Raw genomic sequence first — 26,171 nt, 5'->3', positions numbered from 1 at the left:
TTAAGAGGACTCTTATTGATCGAGATAGGTGCATGTACAGCCAGCACGATACATATATTTTTTAGAATGAGATATCAAAATCGGTACGGAAGAAAGGAGTGTATCATGGATTCTATCAAACGGAATCAAGGCATGAACGGCATAGTACCGCAGCCCATCCGTTATGACGGCGCCGGTGGGATCGACACGGGTCCAAGGGATATCATGCGGGATAAGGAAAACCCCAATATGCTGGTACCGCCTATCACCGATGCCGGATTGGTGCCTAATTTGAAGTTTTCATTTTCTGACACTCCTATGACGTTGAATCACGGCGGGTGGTCGCGGAAAATTACAGCGAGAGAATTACCGATCGCGACGACGTTGGCCGGTGTGAATATGAGTCTAACACCTGGCGGTGTCCGAGAGCTTCATTGGCACCAACAAGCGGAGTGGTCCTATATGCTGCTCGGACGTGCGCGTATAACGGCAATGGATCAAAACGGGCGGAATTTTATTGCCGATGTCGGTCCAGGTGATCTTTGGTATTTTCCGCCAGGGCTTCCACATTCGATTCAAGGATTGGAGCATTGCGAATTCCTGCTTGTTTTCGATGACGGCAACTTCTCAGACCTTAATACGTTGTCGATTTCCGATTGGTTTGCTCATACGCCCAAAGAGGTATTGTCTGCGAATTTCGGTGTTCCCATAAGTTCATTTGACAATATTCCGACGAAGCAGGTCTACATTTATCAAGACAACGTTCCCGGTCCGCTCGAAAGCGAGAACGTGCAATCTCCTTACGGCACAGTCCCCTTAAGTTTCAAATATCAACTGTTGGCTCAAACACCGATCAAAACTCCCGGCGGAAGCGTACGAATTGTAGACTCAAGAAATTTTCCGATTTCACAAAAAATCGCGGCGGCCCTCGTCGAAGTAGAACCAGGTGCTATGCGTGAACTGCATTGGCATCCAAATGCCGATGAGTGGCAGTACTACCTCGCAGGTCAGGGACGCATGACGGTGGTTCTTGGCAATGGCAACGCCAGGACGTTTGACTACCGGGCAGGTGACGTCGGTTATGTGCCATTCGCTTCGGGGCATTATATTCAAAATACAGGAACCGAATCCCTATGGTTTCTTGAATTGTTTAAAAGCAACCTGTTTGAGGATGTCTCACTAAACCAGATGATGGCACTTTCGCCGCAAAACCTTGTGAACGGTAATTTGCATGTAGGACCTGAGGTTACCCATGCGCTGCGCAAAGAAAAATGGCCGGTCGTCAACTATCCGGGATTTTCTTACTATCCGCGATAAAAATATTTTTTGAAATTGTGATAGAAATTCATGAGAGGTTGTGTCCTATAGTTTGAATCCACTAAAATGAAGTGAGACTATCAAACTAGAGGAGAATGACAATGAGAAAAGTTGTATTATTTGTGCACGTATCGCTGGATGGTTTTGTAGCTGGACCGAATGGAGAATTGAATTGGATCTCCTATGACCAAGATTTGATGGACGCTGCGGATGAAATCGTAAAGACAGTGGGGTCTCCCATCTATGGCCGCGTAACGTATCAGATGATGGAGAGCTATTGGCCTACTGTTCTGAAAGATCCTGAAAGTACACAACATGATATCGATCATGCGAATTGGATCGAGGACATAGAGAAAGTTGTGATTTCCAGAAGCCTAAAGGAAGTTCAGTGGAACCGCACAACGCTCATTAACGAGAATATTGCAGAGGAAATCGGAAAGCTCAAGCAGCAACCGGGAAAAGACCTTGTCATCTTCGGCAGCCCGAGCATCGCGCACACGTTTATGGATTTGGATTTAATCGATGAGTATCGATTAACGGTTAGTCCCATTGTGCTAGGGACCGGAACGCGCTTATTTCAAGAGGATAAGGCGACCAAACGGTTGAATCTCCTATCATCCAAAGTACTTCCTTCAGGTGTGCTGGTGCTTCATTACGAAGCTAAGAAGGAGTAATACATTCGATTATAAAAAGTTAAAAGGAGCTAAGCGAGAATAAATCGCTTAACTCTTTTTTGTTAGCTGCCTAGATTAGAAATCCGATTGATTAACCCCGTGATGTCCGTAATTGTTGCAAGGATTTGAGAGGTTTGCAGTTTGTCGAGCGCCAGGTGTCCATTTACTACCACTTGATTAATTTCATCTAACAAAACTTTATTTTTCTCAACTAATTGCCCGTGAATATCTTTTGCGAAAGCAGGTACACTTTTCAAGTTGAATTGTTCAATTTCCGTTTTTAAGGCGAGTAACTGTTCTTCAAGCTTCATCTTTGTTTCAGGATTCGTAGCGGCGTCTTTGATTAGCTGTGGGGCTTGTTCAGCGAAAGTACTCAGCTTGTTAATGTGCGCCGTTGCTTGATTCACATAATCCAATGATTGATTGGCTCCGTCCAGGAACGAACACGCTCCTATCATCATGGACGAAAGAACGACGAAAAGCAGCATGGATTTTCTCATTAATCATCACTTCCTTTTTCGTGTAATTTGAAGAATCTGATTTGGTTTGGTATTGTTTTAATACGCTTCAATAGAAAATAGAGTTTCATGATAAGGAGAAAATGATATGACCACATTTATTGATAAGATTGCGTTGATACGGATCGTTGACGGACAAATTTTGGGGACACGCTCGAAAGGAAAAGAACTCTACTACTTGCCTGGAGGTAAAAGAGACCCTGGAGAGACGGATATCGAGACGTTGATCCGGGAAATTGAGGAGGAGCTTTCCGTAAATATTAAGCCGGAGACAGTGGCGCATTTCGGGAATTTCGAAGCACAAGCAGATGGTAAAGCTGAGGGAATTGTGGTGAAAATGGCTTGTTATACGGCAGAATACGACGGCGAACCCAGTCCAACTTCCGAAATCGATGAATTGGAATGGTTGTCTTATAAGGACAGGGATCGAGCCTCACGCGTGGTTCAAATTATTTTTGATCACTTACATGAAAAAAATCTGCTGCCGTAAGGCTTTGGACAATTTGTGCAACTAATTCTCTCTCTTGACGTCAAATTAGGACAGAGGGGAGAGAATGCTATTGTCTATGTTAAGAAAAGCAGTTGTTCAAACTGCTGCGCTGTTCGTACTGACTTCGGCAGGAACCGCCGCCTATGCGTACGACGTTTCCTTAAAACCGTTCACGGATGTTACCAATGAGGATTGGTTTCAAAATGAGGTTTATTCGTTATCGGCGATCGGTATTATTGACGGCTATTCGGATTTGACGTACAAACCGGAAGGAACGCTCACGCGGGAGGCGTTCATTAAATTACTGATGAACGCCAACCGGGAGGAGGCTGCTTCTGGCTCCGGTGTGGCGGGTGCTCCAGTAGATGTTGAACAAGGCCGATGGTCATACCCATTCGTATCTGCGGCATATGAGCGGAAATGGCTTGATTTTATGCTGGATTCGCAGGGTAAGTTTCACCCGGATCAATCGATAACCCGAGAAGAGGTGGCTAGCATTGTCGGGAAAGCGTTGCTCGATGCTCAGACTGCCGAAGCCCGCAACAGTTGGATACTTCAAGGCTGGCAAAACGAGAAGAACAAGAGAAACTTTGCCGATAGCGATGCCTTGAATCAAAATCTGCTGCCATATGCCTACTATGCGGTCAATCAAGGAATCATGGAAGGCGATCACCTTGGTTTTCGCCCCAAGCAATCCCTGACACGCAAAGAGGCGGCTGCCATCATTTATCGTGTGATTCAGACAGAAGTAGACACTCGCGAATTAGATACGGTAGGTTTTTATGCGATTAATTCATACCCTGCCATCAACCACATGCCGCTGCTCGATCAAGTTACGTTCGGATGGTCGCATTTGAAATACGAAACACCAGGCAACGCCCAGTTGGAGACAACAACGACCGAATATCGCATTCCTTCCGGCTGGGAGGAGGTTGTTCAGACAGCAAATGCAGCCAACATTCAGAAAAATTTGATGGTTTATTACGGAGAGAAGAATCTGAAGGATTTCTTGAGGGACGATCCCGCGCAAAAAGCGTTTATCCAATCTTTAAAAGGGGCTCTTACGGATGCCAGATATGGATTTACCGGAGTAACCATGGATTTTGAGGGGCTAATGGATGCAACTAGCGCACCTGACTATAGCCAATTTCTGAAATCGTTGAAAGCGGCAATCCCCACCTACCCACTAACGGTGACGGTTCAACCTGATTATTACTATAAAGGTTACGATCTAAAAGAAATTAATGCTTTGGCAGATACTGTCGTTCTCATGGCCTATGATTTTACGCATAACGACAGTAAACTTCCTTCTGCTCCACTGCCACTGGTGAACGATGCGGTGAAACGCACATTAGCGTTTGTTCCAAAAGAAAAGCTGGTTCTGGGGATATCTAAGCAAGCTAATCAATGGATCACAGCAAACGGAGTTGCTGAACTGTACAATCCGGAGATTGAAGCTGTGGAGAAAAGGCTTGCATCACCAGGAGTTAATCAATCGATGAGCCTGCCTTATTTTCTGAGGGAGATCTCTTTCCAAGATGATCGCGGCAGCCACGATATTTACTATGAAGATACGGCCAGTGTGGATAAAAAGGTATGGCTTGCGAAGTATTATGGGTTAAAAGGTATTTCATTATGGTACATGGGCAATTATACCGAGTCGGATTGGGCGTTATTTGATTCAAAATAAAAAATAAAGACTGTCTGGAAAGGTCAGGAATGATCTTCTAAGACAGTCTTTTTAATTTTCGCACGGGAGCCAAGGAAAACCTAAAAAAAACCCGACTTCCCCTAAAGGAACCCTATATGAGGTTTGAGCAGATTCGTATACGATGAAAGCAGAAACCGATGGAAGCGGTTACAACAGGATGCATGCCAACATTTATGATCCGGATGATCTACGATTCTGGGTTGAACAGAAAGCGCTTGGCGCTTTCGTTTTATCATAACATGTAAAGGAATGAGGGGTACGATGAGAAGGTCAAAATGGATGGCATGTACGATGGCTTTTGCACTAACGACTGGACTAGTTGGCTGCAGCTCGAATGTAGATAAGCCGACTCCTGCGGCATCTGCAGGTTCACCTGCAACGGCGAGCGCAGCACCTGTGGTGCCGCAAGGACCTACGAAATTCAGCATTTCCTTGCGTACATTGAATTTTGATTATGTAGAAAAAGCAGCGAATTTGAATGAGGACAAATGGGTGAAAGAGCTGGAGAAGAAAACGAATACAGACCTGGATATCCGTTTAGTGCCGCATGCAGATTTTGAGAAGAAGATGGTTCAGATGTTTGCAACAGGAGACATTCCAGACGTCGTTCAGGCGGGAGCCAGTACGAGTGGCAAAGAGCTTGCAGGTTCTGTTCAAGCCGGCGTATTCCTTGAATTGAATGACCTTATCAAACAGTACGCGCCGAACTTGTTGAAGACGATTCCGCAAGCGGCATGGGACGAAGTTACGCTGAACGGAAAAATATATGCGATTCCGGAATATATTTCCCAGCCTTCCCGCAGAGCGACTTGGGTGCGCGAAGATTTGATGCAGAAAGCCGGGATTACGAAGGATCCGAAAACGGTTGAAGAGTACCTGGACATGCTGCGCGCTTTTAAGAAAATAGGTGTGGAGCATCCGTTCATGGGACGCCAAGATTTTAAATATGCCGATATTTTCTTTGGCGCTTACGATGTTTACCCGTACCTCAGCCAATTCGAAGTCGTTGACGGGAAAGTACAGCCGAAATTTTTTGATTCAGAAAATATGCAAAAGGCATTGCAAACGTACAAAACGATGTTTGACGAAGGGTTGATTCATAAAGAATTTGCAACGATCAATCCGACTAATTTCAAAAACATCATTTTATCAGGGAAAGCCGGTATGTGGGAAATGAACGCGCAGGAGCTGCTGCAGTGGCAAACGCAATTAAAGCAAGCCGTGCCTGATGCGAAAATTAAAATTATTCCTTCTCCGGTTGGCCCGGATGGTAAAGGCGGCGGATATTTATACTCATCCGGTGCACGTTCCTATTTAATCAATGCGAAGACAGCAAAGGATAAAATTCCGGGCATTCTTAAGTTCTTTGAATGGCAAACATCGGAAGAGGCTGATAAGTGGTTCGATTTGACACTGCCGACAGAACCGAAGACGGATGCAGAGGTATCCGAACAGCGTTATCTGAGCGGTTTCCTTCATATGGTCAAGGACGATGCGTTCCGCAAACAAATTTTGAGCACTTCGCAGGATGGGAAGGATCTGCTCAAAACGTTCGAGACCGTCTTGCCGAATGAAGGACGTGGCGGCTTGGAATTTGATCCGATTTTGGAAGCTATGCAGAAAAATCCGGACATAGCGCCTTTATCCGATACGGCGCCTGCTGTACTGCTCACACATATGGTTAAAATGGTGTATGGCAAGGAGCCTATCAGCGATTGGCCGAAGGTTATCGAAGAGTGGAAGTCCAAAGGCGGGAACGATGCATTGAAGGCTGCAAATGAGCTCTATCAGAAGAGAAGCGGCATTAAACTCAGAGGTCCGGAAGCTCAGAAGTGGAAGTAGGTTAACTGAATAAAGGCTGGGCTAGAAGTCTGCGAAGACATTCTAATCCAGCCTTTTGTTTCGTCTAGGCGGAGGCGGTCCAGTGTGGCGGGCGGCTGAGCGATTTCGGAAGCTTGGTATACGTATCACCCTTGGCAGCATTAATCTGGAACTGCGTGAGGAAGAGGCTTCCCGTCAAGTCAGAGCCACTTAAGTCGGCGTCCCGGAAATCAGCCCCAATGAGATCCGCTGATCGCAAATCTGCCTCTCTCAGGTCGGCAGCGATCAGATAAGCGCCACGTAAGTGCGCGCCTCTAAGATCAGCGCCTCGGAGATTGGCGCCAATGAGATCCGCACCACGTCCATAGCTCTTTTGACGCCCACGGGAACCTTTCTGCTGACGCTGAACGCTTGCTCTTACGAGCTCGCTCGTCTGCAGGAGCAAGACATTCACATTGGCACGATGTGCCGCAATGTCAAGCTTCAAGAGCGCTTCAGCACTAAGGGAGGTGAGTCGGTCCGTCTCATCCCGTACTGAGCGAAGCGCTTCATGGATCGATTGCGTCTGCTCAAGCACAAGCGCTTCGGTCAAATACCAGAGCAGCTCATGCAGCTGCCGCATGATAGGAAACACCTCAAACATTTGTTTCGCCGTTTCCGGGGCTTTCACCCAGTCTTTACCACTGTAAGTCACTTGAGCGACTTGTTGGCCAGCGCCAAAGCAATCATATACGGTGCATCCGCGATAACCGATTTCCCTTAGATCCTGGTGTACGCTACAGCGAAAGTTATCTCCCAGGTTATGGCAGCGCATGCCGGCCTGTTTGTCAACCGCGAAGTCGACGGAGGCAGAGAAGGGCAGCGCTACACAGCATAGTCCAAAGCAGTTATCGCAATCTGCCCTAAGACGGAGATAATCATCGTTGGAAACAGCTGTAGATTCGTGAAGTTCCGGCAAAGGTTGTCCTCCTTTTGCAAGCTTTCTATGACAATCAGATATTTCAAATATAAATTTAAGGTTTTAGTTCGTCAACGGTATAAGATGGTTATAACTAAACTTACTCCGATTCCGTATCACTACCTGCAATCTGGGAATAATATACTTCTTAAAAGGATAGATAGTAATTATTACCATAGTGAAATGGGAGATGGCGATGCATAAGCTTATGCGAAAAGACAGAGGAAACGATCTTTTTGAACTGGCGCTGTATGTGCTTGCGGCCGTGTGTTTTGTATATTTTCTGATAAAAGGGATTCCGCCGAAAATGTGGCAGGCCGTCTTGATCGCAGCGGTACTGCTGTTGATCAGAGGGGTTGTCAAGCTGACCAAGAGCACGATGTTTCCGGCGCTTAGGTTCTGTGTGCTGCTGTTCATTTTCATAACGATGTTTTTGGCAAATGAATTCGGATTTTATAGTGTCATTCCTTACTTGGATAAAGTTGAGCATCTCTTTTCAGGTGTCATCCTTTGTTTCGTGGGTTTACTTATTTATGGGAAAGCAAGCGATTTAGAGAACAAATCCGTCACGCCAAGCGCAAAAGTCGCGATATGGCTAAGCCTCTTTTTTTCCGTAGCGATGGCAGGGGTTTGGGAAATTTATGAGTTCACGACGGATCATTGGTTTGGATTAAATTCACAAAACGGCAGCTTGGTGGATACGATGACAGATATTATTTGCGGAGCGATTGGCGCGGTGCTGACCAGCCTTTATTTAGTCATTCAGGCAAAACGGAGGAAAATGCCCTTAATTGACGAAGTTACTATACAGCGATAAAGGTGACAGGCCAGGAATAGGGAGGCACGCATGAGAAAAGTAATACTTCATGATGCGAGTGGAAGACAAAACCTTGAAATTGAAGGAAACGAGGAGCTTTAGCTCAGAAAACGTTTTACTTCATTACGAGAAGTAGAAGAAGACAACATAGAAAGAGGAGTCTGCTTGCTTAAGGGCAGCTCCTCTTTTTTTCAATCGGTAGAACCAAGATATGCTGAAGACCGTTTCGGCCATTTTCGTGCGGCCATCATCTTTAAAGCCTGCTTTTAAGTAAGCTTGTCGTGCGGGAAGATTGTTCAAATTTACAGCTAGTACAATTTCTTCTGCTTCCGGGAAATGATGCTGGGTAAATTCTTTCAACTGCAGGAGCGCTGCTTTGGCATGACCATTCCCTTGATCTGCATGATTAATTGAAAAAGCACGAAACACAAGGGAATTTGAATGATCCGTAAAGTCAAATCGTTCTTCTCCGTCATACAGAATAAAAAATCCAACGGGCGTTTCATTCGAAACGATAACAACAGGAAAACGGTGTTTATCCTCCAGTGAAAGATGTAGCCTGACAAAGTCCCCTTTTTCTTTTGAAAATAAAATGCACTCCCTCCTACGGTTTCTGTACTTTTCACTAGAAGAGTCAGATATGTATTATCAGTAGGTAAAAAGGAGGGGGATCCATGCTAGAGGAATACGAGTTTATTTTAAGTTTGAAATTGCTGGAGTTTGAAATTAGGCAAATAACAGCGTATACCAGCGCTTTTCCGAAGTGTTACGCGATGTTGAAAAATAAATTAGATGATTTGTGTGATTTTATATATAAAGAGGAGAATGTTCAAAACTGGCCTTTATGGCAGTCGAATACTGAAGTGCAGGAACTATCGCGAAATGTGAGGGAAACGTCCATTCGTGCTTTGCGTGTTTTGGAGAAATATCAAGCAGGACATGGGGAAAAGGATGAAATCCGGCAAAGCAAGTATATGGATCTATTATCAGCTTCCGTTCGTTCCGAATTGGCATGTTTACAGATTGATCAACATTGCAAAGTGTTGTTTATCGGCTCAGGAGCTTTCCCCGTTTCTGTGCTAACCATTGCCCAAATGTCCGGAGCAGAAATGGTAGGACAAGATTTAGACGAGGAAGCGGTAGAGCTTGCTAAGCAAGCAGCGGCAATGAGCGACTGTGTAAACTGTGTAACTTTCACCCACCAACCATTGAAAGAGTTAGCCTTTGCCCAAGAGGTTACGCATATTATTGTGGCCTCACATGTGGCCGATAAGCAGGAGGTTCTTGAGGATTTGAGACAAATAGCAAGCAGTCGCGTGAAAATTTTGATGCGATACGGCAATGGGTTAAAATCGCTGTTTAATTATTCGTGGCCCGAGGGGAATCATTTGCCGGGGTGGACACAAGGTCGTGTAAGTACGGTATCACTGCTGTATGACACGGTCATTTTGGAGAAAGCGATGCAAATGAAAAGAGTTTAAAGCGAGACCTTCCTATTGAATAGGGAGGTTTTTTTATTTTGCCCATTTGGAGAATTCGATTTTCCTTCCACATCAACCTGAATATTCCATCAAAATTAAGCGCATAACAATAAGTAAAAAGTGTGTGATTAAGGAGAGATTGGCATGAAGAAGAAGATTCCGAGGGAGCTAAGTGTCGAGAAAGAAGCCTATCAAACCGCTGTCTCGGCCGAGCTTTCAGGGAACTTGCAAATATTGCGATCCTACTTAACAGACTGTGCGGATGTAATGTTCACTCAGTTTCACACTCACAACGGGTTGAACGCGTGTATGCTGTATCTCCGCGGCGCTGTGGATGTGGAGCTCCTGGATGGAAACGTGCTTACCCCGCTAAAGAACTCGAAGGCGGACTCTGCAAGTTCGATCGTAACTTATAGAGCATATGTCAATGTGTCTGATGTCTATGAGCTCCAAACCATTGGTGAAGTCCTCCACGATGTCCTGGGGGGCAGATCCGTTGTCTTCATTGATACCGTACAGGGCGCTCTAACCATTGGACTCATGAAGTACGATACACGTGCAGTTGAGGAACCGCTAGCCGAATCTGTTGTCCGTGGCTCAAGAGAAGGTTTTATCGAATCGACAACGGTCAATACCTCATTAATTCGGAAAAGATTAAAGACGCCTGCGTTAAAATTCATCACGTTCACTGTGGGGACTTATTCTAAAACGGAAGTCACCATGGCTTATATTCATGGGATCGCGAAGCCTGATATTATCAGCAAAGTTACAGAGCGAATAGAGCAGATCGACATTGACGGTGTGCTTGAGAGCGGATACATCGAGGAACTGATCGAGGGGAATACATATTCGCCTTTTCCACAAATCCAAGCAACAGAACGCCCCGATGTGGCCGCAGCCAGCTTGTTGGAAGGACGTATTCTTATTTTGACCGAAAATACGCCTATCGTGCTGATCGTCCCAGCAACATTCTGGTCCATGATGCAATCACCTGAGGATTATTATCAGCGATATTTAATCGGGACGTTGATTCGCTGGCTCCGCTACACATTTTTCCTCATCGCGATGCTCGCTCCTGCTGTTTATGTGGCGGTTCTAACCTTCCACCAGGAGATGGTTCCGACGACACTGCTTCTGCGCGTGGCCAAATCGCGGGAAGAGATTCCGTTCCCGGCCTTGGTGGAAGCGCTCATCATGGAAATCACGTTTGAAGCGCTGCGTGAAGCGGGTATTCGACTTCCAAGACAAGTCGGTTCAGCCGTCAGTATCGTTGGCGCGCTTGTCATTGGCCAGGCGGCTATACAAGCCGGCCTTGTCTCGGCGCCAATGGTCATGGTCGTTGCCATTACCGGGATATCCTCCTTTATGATGCCTCAGTACTCGGCAAGCATTGCACTCCGAATTCTGCGATTCCCCATTATGATTTTATCAGGAATTATGGGGTTATTTGGCCTAATTCTCGGGCTGTTGTTAGTCATAAGCCATCTTTGTATTCTTCGTTCATTTGGAGTTCCCTACATGGCTCCTCTGGCTCCAATTTCCCTAAGCGGTATTAAAGATGTGCTATTTAGGGCCCCTATCAATAAATTGAAGACGCGACCGTTGTTCTATAGTGAAGGCAATATTAAAAGGCAAGGCGATAAGCCGGATAGGAAGTAATGATGCAGGATTGATGGAGGGGAAGAGAATTGAGGCATCGGATTGGCTTCCCAGTACTTATACTAGTGCTGCTTATGACTACAGGCTGCTGGGATCGTGTGGAGGTCAACGACATGGCCTTGATTATCTCCGCAGGAGTAGACTCGAAAGATGAAGATGAAATCGAAATGACCGTTCAAGTCTTTATTCCGAATCCAGCCTCAGGAGGTAGTGAGGGCAATGGCGGGGGGCAGGGAAATGTATACACCATGTCATCGGTGGGCAAATCCATGGCGGATGCTTTAAGTGAGCTGCAAAAGAAACTGCCTCGTTTTTTTTCTTGGGGGCATGCGAAAGCCTTCTTTTTTGGGGAAGAATTGGCAAGACAAGGCTTGAGTGACGAATTTGATTTCTTATTCAGAGATATCCAGACGCGGGAGCAATCCAACTTCTTTATCTGCAAAGGAAGCGCCAGGCAGCTGTTGGAGTCGCAAGTGGATCCCAATACCTATGAAACCTTAATTAAACTTTCTCAGAAGCCAGTCAACCATTCTTCTACCATGCACGAAGTAGAGGAACTGTTAAGCGCTGAATCGCAGTCCTTTCTTTTACCGGTAGTTGCGCCTGCCACCCTAATCACAAATAAGGCTAAAAAGCAGATTCTAACAGTCGAAGGCATGTCCGTCATCCAAAAGCAGAAGCTGAAAGGTTTTCTAAGTCCTGAAGACATCATGGGAGTTCGTTTATTGAGACCCAAAGACCTTGGACGAAATATAACCATGACTCAGAAATTGGACGGCGGTAACATTGTCATCAAGATCATGCATACCCAAATTAAACTCTACCCTACGATTGAAAATGACGTTTGGAAAATGAGAGTGAAATTATCGTTGGATGGAAATGTCATTCAAAATTCAAGCTCAATTAATATAACAAAAGGCACCGATGCCATGAGACGTATTGAGGAACCTTTTAATCAAGCAATGAAGGAAATTATGGAACATACCCTGCATCGTTTGCAAACGGAGCAAAAAGCGGATGTTGTAGGATTTGGGAGAGCCTTTCACAAAAAATATCCACGTATATGGAGAGACAAGAAGGGCGAGTGGATTTCCATCTTCCAAACCATGGAAATGGAAGTGGAAGTTGATAGCTCTATACAAGGGCCAGGAGTAGCCAATATTCCTGTGTATCAAAGAAGGGGTGAGGTTAACGATGAGTGACATGGTTTTAACGACCCGCCAAATATTCTGGATGATGGTAAGCACGCAAGTCATCATGACCATTCTGTTGACAACCGCACCAGCTATTCAAGTGGCTAATCAGGATGCCTGGATGTCCTTGATTGTTTCTACGGCAGTGGCGGTAGGAATCGCCTATATTTGCGGGAAGCTGGCTTCCCTTTTTCCTGATAAAACACTGATTGAATTTAACCGGGTTTTGCTTGGAAAATGGTTTGGCGGTGTGATTTCGGTGATGTATTTGCTGGTATGGATCGTCATTCTTACCGTCATATTAAAACAATTCAGTTTGTTTATTACAGGGACCATCATGCCCAGAACGCCGGTTTTTTTAATCCAAATTCCCATGTTTCTCGTTGTGATTTATCCGACAGTGCATGGTGTTGGCGTGATTGCCCGAATTTGTGAACTAACAGGCCCTATCATATTAATTGGCGTTATAGGACCTATGTTTTTGGCCATTAATCAACTGGACTGGGATCGACTGCTGCCGATTTACATCGATAACGGTTTGCTGGCATTAATGAAAGGTTCGCTACCAGCGGCTGCTTTCTTGGGCGATTGCATCATGCTGCTCATGTTGATTGCCTTTGTTGTGCAGAAGAAGCAGATTGTCCGCCATGCGGTAGGAGGCGTCATGCTTTCCGGCGTTGTAACATTGATATCCGTTATTTTTAGCATCTTAATGTTTGGACACAACGTTTCCGCGAATTACACGTATCCCATGCTCATGATCGTTCGATCGATTTCCATCGGCGGTATCATCGAAAACCTGGATGCCATCGTTATAACGATTTGGATCATGAGTGTGTTTACTAAATTATCGCTCTATTTATTTGTTTCAAGCTACGGCACCTCACAGCTTTTTGGTTTGAGAGACTGGAGAAAAATGACATGGGTGATATCGGCGATCGTCATGTTAGCCACATTTATACCCGTTAACTATGAGGAGATTTCCGTCATTTTCCCCTTAAAAGTGGCAGCTCCATTTATTTTCCCGATTTTCATGGTGGCAGGTCCGCTTCTGCTGCTTTTACTGGCACTTGTAAAACGGAAGAAGCTCCGCATGCAGCCGAACGCTTAACTGAACATCATTTGGACCGTCAGAAGGATCGTGAGTCTCTGACGGTTTTTTTATCCCTAACTATATTGACACTCGATATATCATGGTTTATTATATCGATATACGATACATTGTGTTTCGATATAATAGAAGGCGATATAAGTTTAGTTTGAATGGAGGTGAGAAACCACATGGAGCTTTCCAAAGATCTGCTGCCATTGACGGAAGCATTTTACTATATTTTAGTGACTTTATATCCCCGTGCGGCACATGGTTACGCGATGATGCAGGATGTGGAAAAGATGAGCGCCGGTAGGGTACGCATAGGTGCAGGCACCTTATATACAGCATTAAATACGCTGCAGAAAAAAGGGTTAATTGAGCATGCGCCTGAGGCAGATGTTGGTGCTGATTCACGTCGCAAGCTGTACGCAATAACCGAGCTGGGCAGGAATGTATTACAAGCTGAGATGGAACGTATGGAAGAACTGCTGTCGAATGCTAGATCAGCCATCGCAAATGTAGAGTAGGAGAGAGGGCGGCTAATGATGACCAATACGTTAAGTAACCAATTCGAAAACCGGACTAGATTTTCATTTGTATGGAATTATGAGAAGGATGAGTCGTGGTTCACTTCTTTATCTGCACAAGGCCTACACCTGGTCAAACCGGGGGTATTCCGCAATCGTTTTGAGAAAAATAGCGCGGTTCGCTATGTTTATCGCATGGATTACCAAAAAATCAGCGGCAAAGATAATCTCGATGAATATAAGGCTCTTTTTGAAGATTCAGGTTGGGAGCACGTAGATTCTCTTTTCGGCTGGCATTATTTCAGAAAGCCGTTTCGTGAAGGCGAATCGTATGAGATTTACACCGACCGCTTGTCGCTAAAGCTGTTATTCAAAAGAGTGCAACTCACATTAAGCGTTGTAGCGCTAGCCAACTTGGCGCTGTTATTCATCAATGTGCCTAAAATGTTCTCCGGGTCACGCACACAACTCATCGGAAACACACTTAACTTTTTGGTTCCCCTTGAATTCTTATGTGTATGTTTGCTAGCCTACGGCTGTTTGCGATTTCAACAAAAAATCAAGAAACTTGATGAAAACTAATGGACAATAAGGAGCAATTATGGCATTGCTTGCCTATGTGAAAAAAGTGTATGCCGCTTGGATCGATTATCCGTTGCAAGAAGGGAAATTGCTTCAAGCTCAGTATCAGATCCTGCGATTTCTCGGCATGGGAAGTTATGGGGTAACCTACTTGTGCCAAGACATCAGGACTGGTGGAGAACTCGTCATTAAGCAAGCGAAGCCAAGTAAAGGGAAGTTGGGGCGGGACCTGTTGCAAAAGGAGATTGAAATCATGCAGCAGCTGCAACATCCGTCCATACCAAGATGTCTGGCATTCTTCGAGGAAAATAAACAGATGTTCATGCTCATGGATTATGTGAAAGGGCAAACGGTTGAGGATTTAATTTTTGAAAGAGGCGCGAAATTTTCAGAAAAAGAAGCGTTAAGCCTAATTCATAAGCTAATGCCAGTGGTGTCCTACCTGCACATGCAAGGTTTTGTCCATCGCGATATCCGGATTCCTAATGTTATTCTGCAGGGGGATCGCATCTATTTAATTGATTTTGGTTTAGCTTCGCGAATCGGGGAGCCAGCAGAGTATACAGAGGAGGAAACGCTGAAGAGGCGGCGGGCTAATGAAGTGACGTCCGATCTGTATGCAATCGGACACTTTTTGCTTTTCATGTTGTATTCAAACTTTGAGACATCGGAAGTGCATAAGGAAAGCGCCAACGGGTGGGAGGAGGAGCTTGATCTCACACCGGCGACGAAACGTATGATTCGCAAGCTGCTTCAGATAGAGCCTTCTTATACGAGTACGCAAGCACTCATTGATGAACTGAATACAATCCTGCAGCAGCCATAATTCGTTCATCCGTAAAGCAAACAAAAAAGCCACTTTCGCGGCTTATGGTTAACTTGAACTATGTTGTCTGTTTCGGTAATACCCATGACCTTGCTGACTGTGTCCGTTACCGTAATACCGATCAGATGAAGAATGACGACGACCATAGTGGACTCGATGACTGCTATTGTGACGATAACCTCGGTGTTTGGAGTGGAAGATGGAGCCTAATAGCTTTTTTAGCAAATATTTTATCATTTGTCAGGAAGCCTCCAATCGTTTTAATTTTTAATACGAATGGAGACTCCATTAGTTTCAATCGGCTCGGGAGCTACTCAATGTTTTGTTTGTCTAATTCGCTTAACCGCTCAAGAATTCTACGCTTACGGTACAGCATTTTTGCGGATTCGCCTACATCTTTAAGCGTGCCGCGGTTGATCCATGCACCGAAGAGGATGCCGGCAACAGGAATCAACTGGAATAGTTTCTTCCAACCCCAATTGTCGCGATAGGTTGCAAAAACTTCCCGCCACCCTTGCAGCTGTGAAATCATCTGCGCGTCTGCTTGATCATTTGCCGCATAGTCGCTGAGTTCATCAAGAATCGCTTTCTTGCCGACGATATCCGCAGAAGAGAATTGCATGCATTTAATCGTGAAGATGCGTTCCTGCTTGATTTTGGGATCATAGCCGTAACAGATGGCCAGCTCTTGAATGGTTTTCAAAGACAGGCCGAGAACGGCCGGAACATCGATGGCGAGTGTCAGAATGCCGCCAATTCCTGTCGTTGCTCCTTGGAGCGTTGCTAACTTCGTCCGATTGTGAATGATCTCATCTGCTGCTTGATCCAAGATGGGAAGGGGAAGTGTCTCCACGTCTTCTATAGCAGTTATCTGTGTATGGACCCGATGATGACCTTCACTTCGGTGACGCACTTCTTCGATATGGCGCAATGTCCCGGCTTCAGAGATGAGATACCGGCCACCCGCTTGCAAATAATTCCCTAGTTCATTTAAAGCCTCGCTAATCTTCTTGTTCAATATTTTAGGTGTCAACCGGTCCAACAATTGAAAAGGCAGACGCCCGATTTTCTCCCAAAACCATAAATCCTTCTGTTCAGACTCCCAAGCTTTAACGATGTTCAACTCTTTCAGCAATTGTTCCCTTGATTCCATCATGATTACAACTCCTTTGCATCTTGTATACGTTTGAGAGCTGTATTTGGATGCAAAGGCAGATTTTTTTGATAACGGGTTGCTACTTGTTCTAAATATTTGTGAATCCAGGTATCGACCGTTTCGGCGTTAAGACTATTTTTGCGAAAGGAGCTTGGCGGAGTACCCATTTCCTTGGTGAACACTTGCGTGAAATAGTGGATGCTTTCAAAGCCGGTATCTTCGGCAATTTGTTTAAGCGGAATGTCTGTGTAACCTAGCAGATAGGCAGCCCTTTTGACCCTTTCGGTTTTGACGACCGAAGGGAAGGATTGCCCTAATTCTTCCGCCATGAGGCGGGAAAGCTGCCGCTCGGACAGATGCAGGCTTTGGGCTACCTCTGAAAGCGCTATTTTATTCGTGAGGTGAGTTTGGATATATTCTTTTGCCCGCTTGAGAGTGCCCTGAAGTTCTGTTCGCGTTGTGGATAAAGCCGTATCGCCAGAAACGCAGTGCTGCAGAAATAAGCTGATACAACTCATGACCAACGTATAGGCTAGATGTTCAATGGATTCTTTATAGCGAATTTCGGACTCAGCCGCATGCAGGAGCAGTGCTTGCCAAATGAGTGCAGGCGAAGTTTGCTCGGCATTTGGGATGAATAAATGCGGATAAGCGCTTAATTGGTGAAAATCGTGAATAAAAGCTTCGCTGGATTCGGACGCTATGGGCTCAATGGCAAAAAACAGCAGCAGCATGCCCTCATCGCTTTGTATATAGTGTCTGCTTTCAGGCTTGGAACAATAAAGCGTTCCAGCGCGCAGCGGATAGGTTACACCATCTGAAAAGTAAACGCCTTCCCCTTGGACGACATAACAAATCTCAAAAAAGGAATGCGCATGGGGGCTATTCCCCATATGCTGAGGTTTTGCACCCCAGTAGTGAACAAAAATGGATGCGGAGGCACCATGCAGCTGATCCACATGTTGGTTGAGGTATAAGTTACTTCGAGAATAAACAGTATGGCTCAGCATGAAAGCGTATCTCCCCTCTAGTAAGCTGACATCTATTATATCACGGAATTTTTTAAAAAAGCGGCGAGTTTTTACAAAGACTGACTTCGTGTTCCTTTCCTATAATGAAATGGAAGATCACACGAAGGGGTTGTTCGATATGGGAAGCGAAAAACATCTATCACTGGCTGGGATTATGGGTTTTCCGGTAACACCGTTTGATCATAACGAGAATGTGAATGAAAAAGCGTTTGAAGCGAATGTGCAATTTTTGTTGGCGGGTGGGTTAGATTCCGTATTTGTTTGTGCGGGTTCCGGAGAGTTTCAATCGTTGGATATCAAAGAATATGAGCAGCTTGTTACAATCGGAGTCGCAGTATCCGCTGGCAAAGTGCCTGTCTTTGCAGGCGCAGGGGGCAACCTGAAGGAAGCGGTCGAACGCGTCCAATTGGCGGAAAGAATTGGAGCAGACGGATTATTGCTGCTGCCGCCTTACCTGATCATCCCTGAACAGGAAGGGCTGTACAACTATTACCGGACGATCGCTGAGAGCACGGCATTGCCAGTTATTATTTATCAGCGCGATAATGCGGTGTTTACATTAAAGACGCTTGAAAGATTGGCTAATCTGCCAAACGTCATTGGGTTCAAGGACGGGTTAGGCAACTTCGAGCTTAATATTGAATTTGTGCAATCACTTGGAAATAAGCTGCAATGGATGAACGGAATGCCGCTGGCGGAACTGACGATGCCTGCCTATCATGCACTTGGCTTTCATTCCTATTCATCGGCTATATCCAATTATATCCCTCAAGTTTCAAGGAAATTTCATGAGAGCCTGATCGGAGGCGATCAGGAGTTGCTGCAAGTGATCTATCGCGAAGTGATTTTGCCGATTCACCGCATCCGGCAGCAACGCAAAGGTTATGCGGTTTCCCTAATCAAAGCAGGGATGGATATCGTCGGTCTACCCGTTGGTTTGCAAGTTCGGTCACCTCTAGTGCAAGTTGAGCGTGAGCATTATATACAGTTGGAATCGATTATCAAAAAGAGCGTGGACTTGATCGCAGCTGCCAATAACCTATAGGAGGTAATGAACAATGATGAAGGTATCGATTCAAGTTCCAACTTGCGATCTGTCTGATAGCGATTTAAAACAAATGTGCCAACTAGGCGTTGATTGTATTGATTTTACGCGAGGATCTTCCTTTCTCGGCGTGAAGGAACTTGGTTATCCGGATCTCGATCAACTGATCAAGTTAAGACGAAGAATCCGATCACATGGGATGGACATTAACCGTGTGACGCTGCCAGATATTTCAAGCAGTTTCATGTTGGAGGAACCTGGATCTGAGATCCAATTGGATCATGTCAGCAATGCCATCAAAGCTTTTGGCGAAGCGGGGATCACGCTTGTTCGTCAGCGGTTTGCGGGCGATGTCTTTCCTTATTTGTCAGAGGAATACACAGCTGTGCACCGAGGAGGGGCGCTGGTACGCGGGGAATCTATTCACCGGAATCCAGACAAGCAGCCTCCTACCGTGGAACAATTGAACGCTTGGTGGAAGCGTTTCGATCTCGTCTTTGACAAGCTGGTTCCGTTGGCAGAAGAGTACAATGTCAATCTGGCTGTTCATCCCTCCGATACACCGCATCATAATACGCCATTCGGCGGGCTTGGTTTTCATCGCGTTATTGATTCTTATCCGAGCAGAAATGTTGGCTTGGTTTATTGCGTCGGTACTCGCGGAGAAGCAGGCGGCACACCGCTGGTTCTTGATGAAATTTATCAATACGGGCGTAAAGATCGGATTTTTCTCGTTCACTTCCGTAATATTCGGGGCAGCCTGGCGACGGCCGGGGCATTTGAAGAGGCGCTTTTGGACGATGGTCATATGAATATGGCGAAAATCTTATTAGCCTTGCATCAGGTTGGCTATAACGGCTGTATTAACCCGGATCACATTACTTCCCTTGAAATGGACCGTGCACCGCATAATCCTTCGAAATCCGGCATGGGTTGGGTCGGTTGGGCGTATTCCATCGGCTATGTGAAAGCGCTGCTCGCGGCATTAACCGAATTTAGAGGCGGGAGGGATTAAACGATGTTTGAACCTCAAACATTTCTCAATTATATCGGCGGGGAGTGGAAAACTGCATCCAGCAATATGGTTGAAGCTAGCATGAATCCGGCTAACCGCCATGAAACAGTGGGCTATATCCAGCAATCAACGCTGGATGATCTGGAGGAAGCTGTTGGCGTGGCAAAAGACGCCAAGCAAGGATGGCGCAAATTATCGGGTCCGGCACGCGGCGAGTTCTTGTTCAAAGCTGCCAATCAAGTAGAGCAGCGCTTGGATGAAATTGCGGAAACGATGACCCGTGAAATGGGGAAAACGCTCCCGGAGGCGAAAGGGGAAACCGCGCGCGGGGTTGCAATTTTGCGGTATTACGCCGGCGAAGGCATGCGGAGTATCGGTGAAGTAATCCCTTCGACGGATAGCGCAGCGTTGATGTTCACGTCCCGTGCGCCGCTTGGTGTCGTCGGCGTCATCACGCCTTGGAATTTTCCGGTTGCGATTCCGATCTGGAAGATGGCTCCTGCACTGATCTACGGGAATACCGTTGTGTTCAAGCCAGCGCAAGAGACAGCCGTAACCGCGGTTTTGATCATGGAATGTTTCCATGCAGCGGGACTTCCTGCCGGTGTCATCAATATGGTCACAGGCGACGGTGGCCTCATCGGACAAGCAATGGCCGACCATCCGGACATCCAGGGCATCACATTTACAGGCTCGAACGCAGTGGGGAAAAAAGTCGGGCAAAGCGCTCTGGCAAGAGGAGCCAAGTACCAGCTCGAGATGGGCGGTAAGAACCCCGTTATCGTGGCACGGGATGCGGATCTAGACCTGGCCGTTGATGCTACCATTAGCGGAGGCTTAAAATCCACGGGGCAGAAATGCACAGCGACGAGCCGAGTAATTGTCCATACCGACATTTACGAAGCTTTTAAGGCGAAGCTGCTGGACAAAGTTCAGAACATCCGTTTAGGATCCGGCCTTGAAGCTGCAACGTGGATGGGCCCTCTTGCAAGTGAAAACCAGTACCGCACCGTCCTTTCCTATATCACAAAAGGTGTAGAAGAAGGCGGCACTTTACTATGTGGAGGCGGAAAAGGGCAAGGACAGGATTTGAATGACGGTTACTTTGTTGAACCTACCGTTTTTGAAAACATCTCCAGCTCAATGACCATCGCGCAGGAAGAGATTTTCGGCCCTGTGCTTGCTCTTATGAAGGTGGATTCGCTGGAAGAGGCGATCGAAATCGCGAATGACGTGAAATTTGGACTCAGCGCTTCCATTTTTACGCGGGATATTTCGACTATGTTGACATTCATGCAGGATATGGATGCCGGTATGGTTCGAATCAATGCGGAGAGCGCTGGTGTGGAATTGCAAGCACCGTTCGGCGGCGTTAAGCAGTCCAGTTCCGGCTCTAGGGAGCAGGGGCAAGCTGCGATAGATTTTTATACGGATATTAAAACGGTCTTTGTTAAAGCTTGATAAGTAGTTTAAAGTGAATAGTTGGGCGGGGATCAGCATCCTGCTCAACTATTTTTTTCTGCTAAATTAGTGTTTTATATCGAAAAAGGAGAGAAATCGACAAGAAATGGCAGCAATCTTTGTGTGAATTTGGTGTTTGAATGTATAATAGATCTATAGATGAATTAACAACTGGGTGAATAAAGGGGGATGTACGGTGCAATCGAAGTTTAAAGTTGCTATAGGCATATCCGTTTTGGGGTATGTTGTAAGTCTCATAACTGCCCGCTTTCTGCCTGGCGCAGTTAACTTATTAGTGCCAACTACTTTCTCATTAGGCAGTCTTATGCTGATTAGTCGCAATCATTCAATGGAAATGAAAAGGCTGCAAAGTTCAAATACTGCCAGCGATTCTTTACCGAATACAGGGAGCACAAGCAGCACGAATCCGGGCAGAGTAATGGAGCCGCAGGGTAAAAGTGAAAGTGAAAACGATCCATTTTGGGGTCCGATAGCCGAGTACATTCATGTCATCGAAGAGACGATGATATCCGAAGGCCAGAAGAACACGCTGGATAATGAAATCGTAGAGAAGACGCTTAGTTTACTATCAAGAGTCGGCAGGTTAATTCCGCAGCTGAAAGAACTAAATGATGCAAACATGAATCATAACATACAACGGTTGATCTTCAAGGATCTGAATGGCGCGATTAACCCCTTTCTGAAGTTGGGCGGAGAAGCGAAACGGCTGAATCGTCGACTTCTGCTTACGGGGATTAAGGATATTAACTCCAAACTCTCCGCCTATGTCGAGACAATTGAACAAAAAGATCTCATGGAATTGCAAACGCGAATGGAACTCATCCAACAACGCTATCGTTCTGAAGACTAAAGGAGGAACTAACGATGACAACCCAATTAGTACAATTAAAATCGGCAGATTTGCAGAGAGTAGAGCAGGAAGCGAAACAAATGCTCCAAAAAGTATCGACCACGGATGACATGGAATTAGAAGTCTTGATGGACTCCATCGGTCGTATGGGTTCCAAAACCATGGAGCAAGCGGGTCAATCCTTAGCCATGTTAGAGCGCCCCGTGAATGAATTGATGTCTGGCAAACGATCGGAAGTTCAAAACAACATTTTGAAACTTCGTCATGAAATCGATTCTTTGAGCAAAAGCAAGCAGTTAGGTTTTTTCGAAAAAATCATGAAAAAGACACCGCTGAAAAACTATATTTATAAATATCAGTCCGTAAAAACGAACGTGAATGCAATCGTCCAATCGCTTCGCAATGGCAAGGAAACGCTGGAAGAAAATATGGCTTACATGAAAACATTGAAGAAAAACTCTTTAGAATCAGTTTATAACCTTCAAATGCGGATTGCCATGGGCGAGAACTTAAAGCAGTTGTTTGAAACGGAGATTAGCAAGCCGGAAAATGAAGGCCGTAAGGTTCATCTCGAAAGAGGCCTTCGTAAAGTAGTGACGCGCATACAGTCATTTCAGGAAATGGTCATTCTCTATCAGCAAGCGATTGCGGGTACGGATATCATCAATGACAATAATGATAAACTCATCGATGCCGTTGATGCGACAATCGACAAAACGCAGAATCTGCTTACTGTATCCGCGATGATTTCAATGGCGATCGAGGATCAAGTGCAAACCATTGATGCAGTCAATTCTGCGAATGCTACACTTAATAAAATGTTTGAGGACAACTCACGGTTATTGAAAGAAACGACGCAGAAAACGAACGAGCTGCTTGGGAACTCGGGCTTACAGATGGATTCCATTGAGCGTGGAATGAATGATCTCTTTAGTGCACTGGATCTATTCGAACAGTCCAATCGGACAATCATTCAATCGGCTACGGAGCACACGAAACGGCTCGGGAACATTAGCCAGCAGATGACCCAGCGACTCGGCTTAATGCCTGGCAATAAAACAATTGCAGAAAAAGACGCTGAGCTTAGCGGACTTTTAGAATAAAAGAGAACGAGGCTGCCTTTCATATGGGGCAGCCTCGTTTTATTAAAAGATAATTTTGTAAAGATGGCTGTACAGCAAAGTTGAAGGGCTACGTTGCATTACATACAACGTAATGGTGTGATCAGACCGCGATTGCGGTCTTTCGTTGCACATCATACAACCATTTGTTGCAAAAGGTGAATTGAAAGCGGTTTAAATGCAACAATCGTTGTATGAAGTGCAATATAGAGGCGAAGTGAGGCCCCTTTACGACCAAATGGTTGCGTAAAATACAACATAGCTGTCACAGTCGCTGCGATCGCTCCAGCGGTTTCTCCCTGAGGGGAACTACAGGGCCCTATTTCATCGAAATAGGCTCCTCCTCACGCGGAAGGGAACTGACGTCCTCTATTTGTCCATATTCTTGAAGAAATCGGGGTCAGGCTGTCAAATAGGGCCCTGCAGTTCCGATTGACGCGGAAACGGGCTTAATTTGTTAGAATAGCGCCCTGTACTTCCTCCAAGTGGCCTGCCAGCCAGTTTGGCTCTCCTATGAGGATGGCCCCTCCGCCAGATGTCTCAGTAACGCTGGATTTTTAGCGGTGTTGGGTGTTCTCCACCGCCCAAATTCGCTCCCATTGGGCTCTTAACAAGCTAAACTATGGAAGGAAATTAACTCCTCCAACGATCCTTTCTCCTCAATGAGGAACTACAGGGCACTTTTTTATTGAAGTAGACCCTTTTTCAAAAGATAAGAATTATGTTTTGGGATGTGCGAAATCTCAACCTTTTTTTATGAATAACTTTTGTCCATAATTGGGAAATTAGACCGAATGTCAAACCAATCGAAATGGGAGGTATATACAATGCCTGATACGCCGAAAGGCCAGAAGAATGTCGTTGAGAACAAAACGAGCATGTTTAATAATATGGGGCAGTCAGCGACAAATTATGTCCAAAACGCTATTGAGAATGTGTTTGATTCCACACAAGACGCAACCCAAAATTTGGTGAACAACGTCATGAAGCGGCGGAAATCGGGCAACAGAAATGAGGTTTAAGGTACAAACGTCGAAATAGCTGGAGTTTCCCTCCAGTTATTTCCTTTCTATGGACATGGACATCTTTTTAGCACCCACTTTTCAGATCTATCAAATTCATGTAAAGTATGGAAAAGACATCTAAGTAATAAGCGTTTTTGAAGGGTAACAGACCTTTTTATACGAGAGGAGAATGAATGATGTACTCTTTATTAATCGTGGATGATGAAAGGTGGGTTCGTCAAGGATTAGCTACAACGATTGATTGGGAAGCAGAAGGCATTAAAGTCATAGGAGATGTTGAGGATGGAGAAGATGCATTAACCTTCATTCAAAACCAGATGCCGGATATCATCATCACAGATATCAAAATGCCACGTATGGATGGTCTTGCTTTCATTGAAGCCGTCAAAAACGCTAATATGCCCTCGAAAATTATTATTATTAGCGGATACAGCGAGTTTAGCTATGCGCAAAAAGCGATGCGTCTTGGAGCCGTTGATTATGTACTGAAGCCAATCGAGGAAACCCTCATGCTGGAGGTTGTGCGAAAGTGCATAGAGCAAATCAAACGTGAGAGAGAAGATCATAACGAATTCGTGCAGATGTCAGAACGCGTTCGAGAAAGTTTGCCGCTGGCGCGGCAGCGGTATGTTGAAACACTTCTTACAAATGGAAGCGCTTCACAACAATTCTCGCGAACGGTGTGGGATCGTCTGAACATTCCACTCGATCCCGACCAGATCAAAGTTATCATGATCAAGATTTATGACTGGGGCGTACATGAGCACAACCCGAAGGAGCATTACTTGCTGCGCCATGCCATTGGCAATCTCGCCAAAGAAACCGGGAAACATGCCATGAAGATGATCGCTTGTCCTTTGCATGACGACCCCGATACCGATTTAGCCATTCTAGTTTCGCCCAACAAGGAAGCTGATCTTGCCCATGAGCAGGGGATATGGGAGACGCTCATCTCCGCTTGCTGGCGGTACTTGGGGATCGGCATTAACATTGGAATCAGTAAAAATAGTCAGATCACAGACATTCATGCCTCCTTCCAAGAAGCCGTACAGATTTCCGCCTATGCGTTCTACGAAGGATACGGGAAGGTTTATGATGCGGATCAGATGGACGTGCCTCAGTCCCATTCACTCCCTAAATATACGCCGCCTAATGGCTGGGTAACCAGGTTTGTGCATGCTGTGAAGCTTAGCGATGATGCTGCGCTTCGCGCTTTAATTGATGAATTGTTCGGACATTTGCAAATGCATAAACAGAAATGTTCGCCGTTTGTATTGAGAAAGGGCTTAACCTCACTCTTCACAGAAGTGGAGATGAAATTGGAAATCAATTATGCTCCAGATTTGAAAGAGACAACCAAGAGCTTTGTCCTTCCCTACTTTGCTTTGTCGGATCTCAAGGATGTGCTCCTTACGATTCTGCTCCAGTTTCAGCCGGGCGATAACGCCTCGGGAAATCGAAAAAGATTTATCGAGCTTGCTGTCGACTATATGGAAAAACATTATACAGAACCACTTACGATGAACCGGGTTGCTGAGCATTTGTTTTTGAACCCTTCTTATTTTAGCAAAATATTTCATGAAAAAACGGGGGAGACATTCAGTAAATACTTAATTCGTCTTCGGGTCAACAGAGCTAAGGAGCTGCTCAAGGTTTCGACGCTTAAAATTTATGAGGTGGCGGAGCAGGTGGGTTACCAGGATTTCAGGCATTTTGTGAAACTGTTTAAAGAGCAGGAGGGCATGACACCAGCTCAGTATCGCGATATTGGCGTCTAAATGCCCAATTTGGAGGGGACAA

General features: G+C 45.5%; 25 protein-coding genes. 20 read left to right on the top strand and 5 right to left on the bottom strand.

Annotated elements, in window-relative coordinates; all coding sequences use genetic code 11:
• Nucleotides 1–105: 105 nt before the first annotated feature.
• Together AC3WTJ_RS06265 and AC3WTJ_RS06260 are read left to right on the top strand one after the other, a co-directional pair.
• Nucleotides 106–1,296, top strand: coding sequence for an oxalate decarboxylase family bicupin (locus AC3WTJ_RS06265; RefSeq protein WP_492521105.1), 1,191 nt, complete (start codon nucleotides 106–108; stop codon nucleotides 1,294–1,296).
• A 101-nt stretch (nucleotides 1,297–1,397) separates the two neighbouring features.
• On the top strand, nucleotides 1,398–1,970 hold the full coding sequence (locus AC3WTJ_RS06260; protein ID WP_492521104.1) for a dihydrofolate reductase family protein: 573 nt from the start codon (nucleotides 1,398–1,400) through the stop codon (nucleotides 1,968–1,970).
• A 62-nt stretch (nucleotides 1,971–2,032) separates the two neighbouring features.
• Here the strand turns inward: AC3WTJ_RS06260 and AC3WTJ_RS06255 are convergent, their stop codons facing one another.
• Nucleotides 2,033–2,470 carry a DUF6376 family protein gene (locus AC3WTJ_RS06255; RefSeq protein WP_492521103.1) on the bottom strand — a complete coding sequence of 146 codons (438 nt, stop codon included), beginning with the start codon at nucleotides 2,468–2,470 and terminating at the stop codon, nucleotides 2,033–2,035.
• Nucleotides 2,471–2,576: 106 nt separating this feature from the next.
• Here AC3WTJ_RS06255 and AC3WTJ_RS06250 point away from each other — a divergent pair, with 106 nt between their 5' ends.
• The 3 genes from AC3WTJ_RS06250 (at nucleotide 2,577) to AC3WTJ_RS06240 (ending at nucleotide 6,531) form a co-directional block, all read left to right on the top strand.
• Nucleotides 2,577–2,978, top strand: coding sequence for an NUDIX hydrolase (locus AC3WTJ_RS06250; RefSeq protein WP_492521102.1), 402 nt, complete (start codon nucleotides 2,577–2,579; stop codon nucleotides 2,976–2,978).
• A 64-nt stretch (nucleotides 2,979–3,042) separates the two neighbouring features.
• Nucleotides 3,043–4,668: a glycosyl hydrolase family 18 protein gene (locus AC3WTJ_RS06245; RefSeq protein ID WP_492521101.1), complete on the top strand. Its 1,626-nt coding sequence runs from the start codon at nucleotides 3,043–3,045 to the stop codon at nucleotides 4,666–4,668.
• 282 nt (nucleotides 4,669–4,950) lie between these two features.
• Complete coding sequence (locus AC3WTJ_RS06240) at nucleotides 4,951–6,531, top strand: extracellular solute-binding protein (RefSeq protein WP_492521100.1); 1,581 nt, start codon at nucleotides 4,951–4,953, stop codon at nucleotides 6,529–6,531.
• 64 nt (nucleotides 6,532–6,595) lie between these two features.
• Here the strand turns inward: AC3WTJ_RS06240 and AC3WTJ_RS06235 are convergent, their stop codons facing one another.
• Nucleotides 6,596–7,468, bottom strand: coding sequence for a pentapeptide repeat-containing protein (locus AC3WTJ_RS06235; protein ID WP_492521099.1), 873 nt, complete (start codon nucleotides 7,466–7,468; stop codon nucleotides 6,596–6,598).
• Between the two features lie 196 nt (nucleotides 7,469–7,664).
• Here AC3WTJ_RS06235 and AC3WTJ_RS06230 point away from each other — a divergent pair, with 196 nt between their 5' ends.
• Entirely contained in the window at nucleotides 7,665–8,285 is a 621-nt protein-coding gene (locus tag AC3WTJ_RS06230; protein WP_492521098.1) for a DUF2238 domain-containing protein, read from the top strand.
• Nucleotides 8,286–8,408: 123 nt separating this feature from the next.
• On the opposite strand, the gene AC3WTJ_RS06225 is transcribed toward AC3WTJ_RS06230, so the two are convergent.
• Nucleotides 8,409–8,879 (bottom strand): GNAT family N-acetyltransferase, encoded by a 471-nt coding sequence (locus AC3WTJ_RS06225; protein ID WP_492521651.1) that lies wholly within the window; start codon nucleotides 8,877–8,879, stop codon nucleotides 8,409–8,411.
• A gap of 80 nt (nucleotides 8,880–8,959) precedes the next feature.
• Between AC3WTJ_RS06225 and AC3WTJ_RS06220 the strand changes: the two genes are divergently transcribed.
• The 7 genes from AC3WTJ_RS06220 (at nucleotide 8,960) to AC3WTJ_RS06190 (ending at nucleotide 15,646) form a co-directional block, all read left to right on the top strand.
• Nucleotides 8,960–9,766 (top strand): class I SAM-dependent methyltransferase, encoded by an 807-nt coding sequence (locus AC3WTJ_RS06220; RefSeq protein ID WP_492521097.1) that lies wholly within the window; start codon nucleotides 8,960–8,962, stop codon nucleotides 9,764–9,766.
• A gap of 144 nt (nucleotides 9,767–9,910) precedes the next feature.
• Nucleotides 9,911–11,425 carry a spore germination protein gene (locus AC3WTJ_RS06215; protein WP_492521096.1) on the top strand — a complete coding sequence of 505 codons (1,515 nt, stop codon included), beginning with the start codon at nucleotides 9,911–9,913 and terminating at the stop codon, nucleotides 11,423–11,425.
• Between the two features lie 29 nt (nucleotides 11,426–11,454).
• The gene (locus AC3WTJ_RS06210; protein WP_492521095.1) at nucleotides 11,455–12,627 is read left to right on the top strand and encodes a Ger(x)C family spore germination protein; all 1,173 of its coding nucleotides are present in this window, start codon (nucleotides 11,455–11,457) and stop codon (nucleotides 12,625–12,627) included.
• Nucleotides 12,620–13,729: a GerAB/ArcD/ProY family transporter gene (locus AC3WTJ_RS06205; protein WP_492521094.1), complete on the top strand. Its 1,110-nt coding sequence runs from the start codon at nucleotides 12,620–12,622 to the stop codon at nucleotides 13,727–13,729. The genes AC3WTJ_RS06210 and AC3WTJ_RS06205 overlap by 8 nt, the downstream gene beginning before the upstream one ends.
• Before the next feature lie 170 nt (nucleotides 13,730–13,899).
• Nucleotides 13,900–14,238 (top strand): PadR family transcriptional regulator, encoded by a 339-nt coding sequence (locus AC3WTJ_RS06200; RefSeq protein WP_492521093.1) that lies wholly within the window; start codon nucleotides 13,900–13,902, stop codon nucleotides 14,236–14,238.
• A 15-nt stretch (nucleotides 14,239–14,253) separates the two neighbouring features.
• On the top strand, nucleotides 14,254–14,820 hold the full coding sequence (locus AC3WTJ_RS06195; RefSeq protein WP_492521092.1) for a DUF2812 domain-containing protein: 567 nt from the start codon (nucleotides 14,254–14,256) through the stop codon (nucleotides 14,818–14,820).
• Between the two features lie 19 nt (nucleotides 14,821–14,839).
• Nucleotides 14,840–15,646 carry a serine/threonine protein kinase gene (locus AC3WTJ_RS06190; protein WP_492521091.1) on the top strand — a complete coding sequence of 269 codons (807 nt, stop codon included), beginning with the start codon at nucleotides 14,840–14,842 and terminating at the stop codon, nucleotides 15,644–15,646.
• A gap of 310 nt (nucleotides 15,647–15,956) precedes the next feature.
• On the opposite strand, the gene AC3WTJ_RS06185 is transcribed toward AC3WTJ_RS06190, so the two are convergent.
• Together AC3WTJ_RS06185 and AC3WTJ_RS06180 are read right to left on the bottom strand one after the other, a co-directional pair.
• The gene (locus tag AC3WTJ_RS06185) at nucleotides 15,957–16,799 is read right to left on the bottom strand and encodes an EcsC family protein (protein ID WP_492521650.1); all 843 of its coding nucleotides are present in this window, start codon (nucleotides 16,797–16,799) and stop codon (nucleotides 15,957–15,959) included.
• 5 nt (nucleotides 16,800–16,804) lie between these two features.
• Nucleotides 16,805–17,812 (bottom strand): AraC family transcriptional regulator, encoded by a 1,008-nt coding sequence (locus AC3WTJ_RS06180; protein WP_492521090.1) that lies wholly within the window; start codon nucleotides 17,810–17,812, stop codon nucleotides 16,805–16,807.
• 139 nt (nucleotides 17,813–17,951) lie between these two features.
• Here AC3WTJ_RS06180 and kdgD point away from each other — a divergent pair, with 139 nt between their 5' ends.
• The 7 genes from kdgD to AC3WTJ_RS06145 all read left to right on the top strand — a co-directional run bounded on the left by kdgD (nucleotide 17,952) and on the right by AC3WTJ_RS06145 (nucleotide 26,149).
• Nucleotides 17,952–18,878, top strand: a complete 927-nt coding sequence (kdgD, locus tag AC3WTJ_RS06175) for a 5-dehydro-4-deoxyglucarate dehydratase (RefSeq protein ID WP_492521089.1) — start codon at nucleotides 17,952–17,954, stop codon at nucleotides 18,876–18,878.
• Between the two features lie 13 nt (nucleotides 18,879–18,891).
• Nucleotides 18,892–19,893, top strand: a complete 1,002-nt coding sequence (locus AC3WTJ_RS06170; RefSeq protein ID WP_492521088.1) for a mannonate dehydratase — start codon at nucleotides 18,892–18,894, stop codon at nucleotides 19,891–19,893.
• A gap of 3 nt (nucleotides 19,894–19,896) precedes the next feature.
• Nucleotides 19,897–21,354 carry an alpha-ketoglutaric semialdehyde dehydrogenase GucD gene (gene gucD / locus AC3WTJ_RS06165; RefSeq protein WP_492521087.1) on the top strand — a complete coding sequence of 486 codons (1,458 nt, stop codon included), beginning with the start codon at nucleotides 19,897–19,899 and terminating at the stop codon, nucleotides 21,352–21,354.
• Nucleotides 21,355–21,550: 196 nt separating this feature from the next.
• The gene (locus tag AC3WTJ_RS06160; protein WP_492521086.1) at nucleotides 21,551–22,225 is read left to right on the top strand and encodes a hypothetical protein; all 675 of its coding nucleotides are present in this window, start codon (nucleotides 21,551–21,553) and stop codon (nucleotides 22,223–22,225) included.
• 14 nt (nucleotides 22,226–22,239) lie between these two features.
• Nucleotides 22,240–23,328 (top strand): toxic anion resistance protein, encoded by a 1,089-nt coding sequence (locus AC3WTJ_RS06155; RefSeq protein ID WP_407872560.1) that lies wholly within the window; start codon nucleotides 22,240–22,242, stop codon nucleotides 23,326–23,328.
• An 845-nt stretch (nucleotides 23,329–24,173) separates the two neighbouring features.
• On the top strand, nucleotides 24,174–24,368 hold the full coding sequence (locus AC3WTJ_RS06150) for a hypothetical protein (protein ID WP_492521085.1): 195 nt from the start codon (nucleotides 24,174–24,176) through the stop codon (nucleotides 24,366–24,368).
• A 176-nt stretch (nucleotides 24,369–24,544) separates the two neighbouring features.
• The gene (locus AC3WTJ_RS06145; protein ID WP_492521084.1) at nucleotides 24,545–26,149 is read left to right on the top strand and encodes a response regulator; all 1,605 of its coding nucleotides are present in this window, start codon (nucleotides 24,545–24,547) and stop codon (nucleotides 26,147–26,149) included.
• Nucleotides 26,150–26,171: the final 22 nt, after the last annotated feature.

It is taken from the genome of Paenibacillus sp. FW101-FHT12H11, from assembly GCF_058790355.1.
Note: the sequence above shows the minus strand (reverse complement) of the source record. Positions and strands in the feature narration are given on the sequence as shown.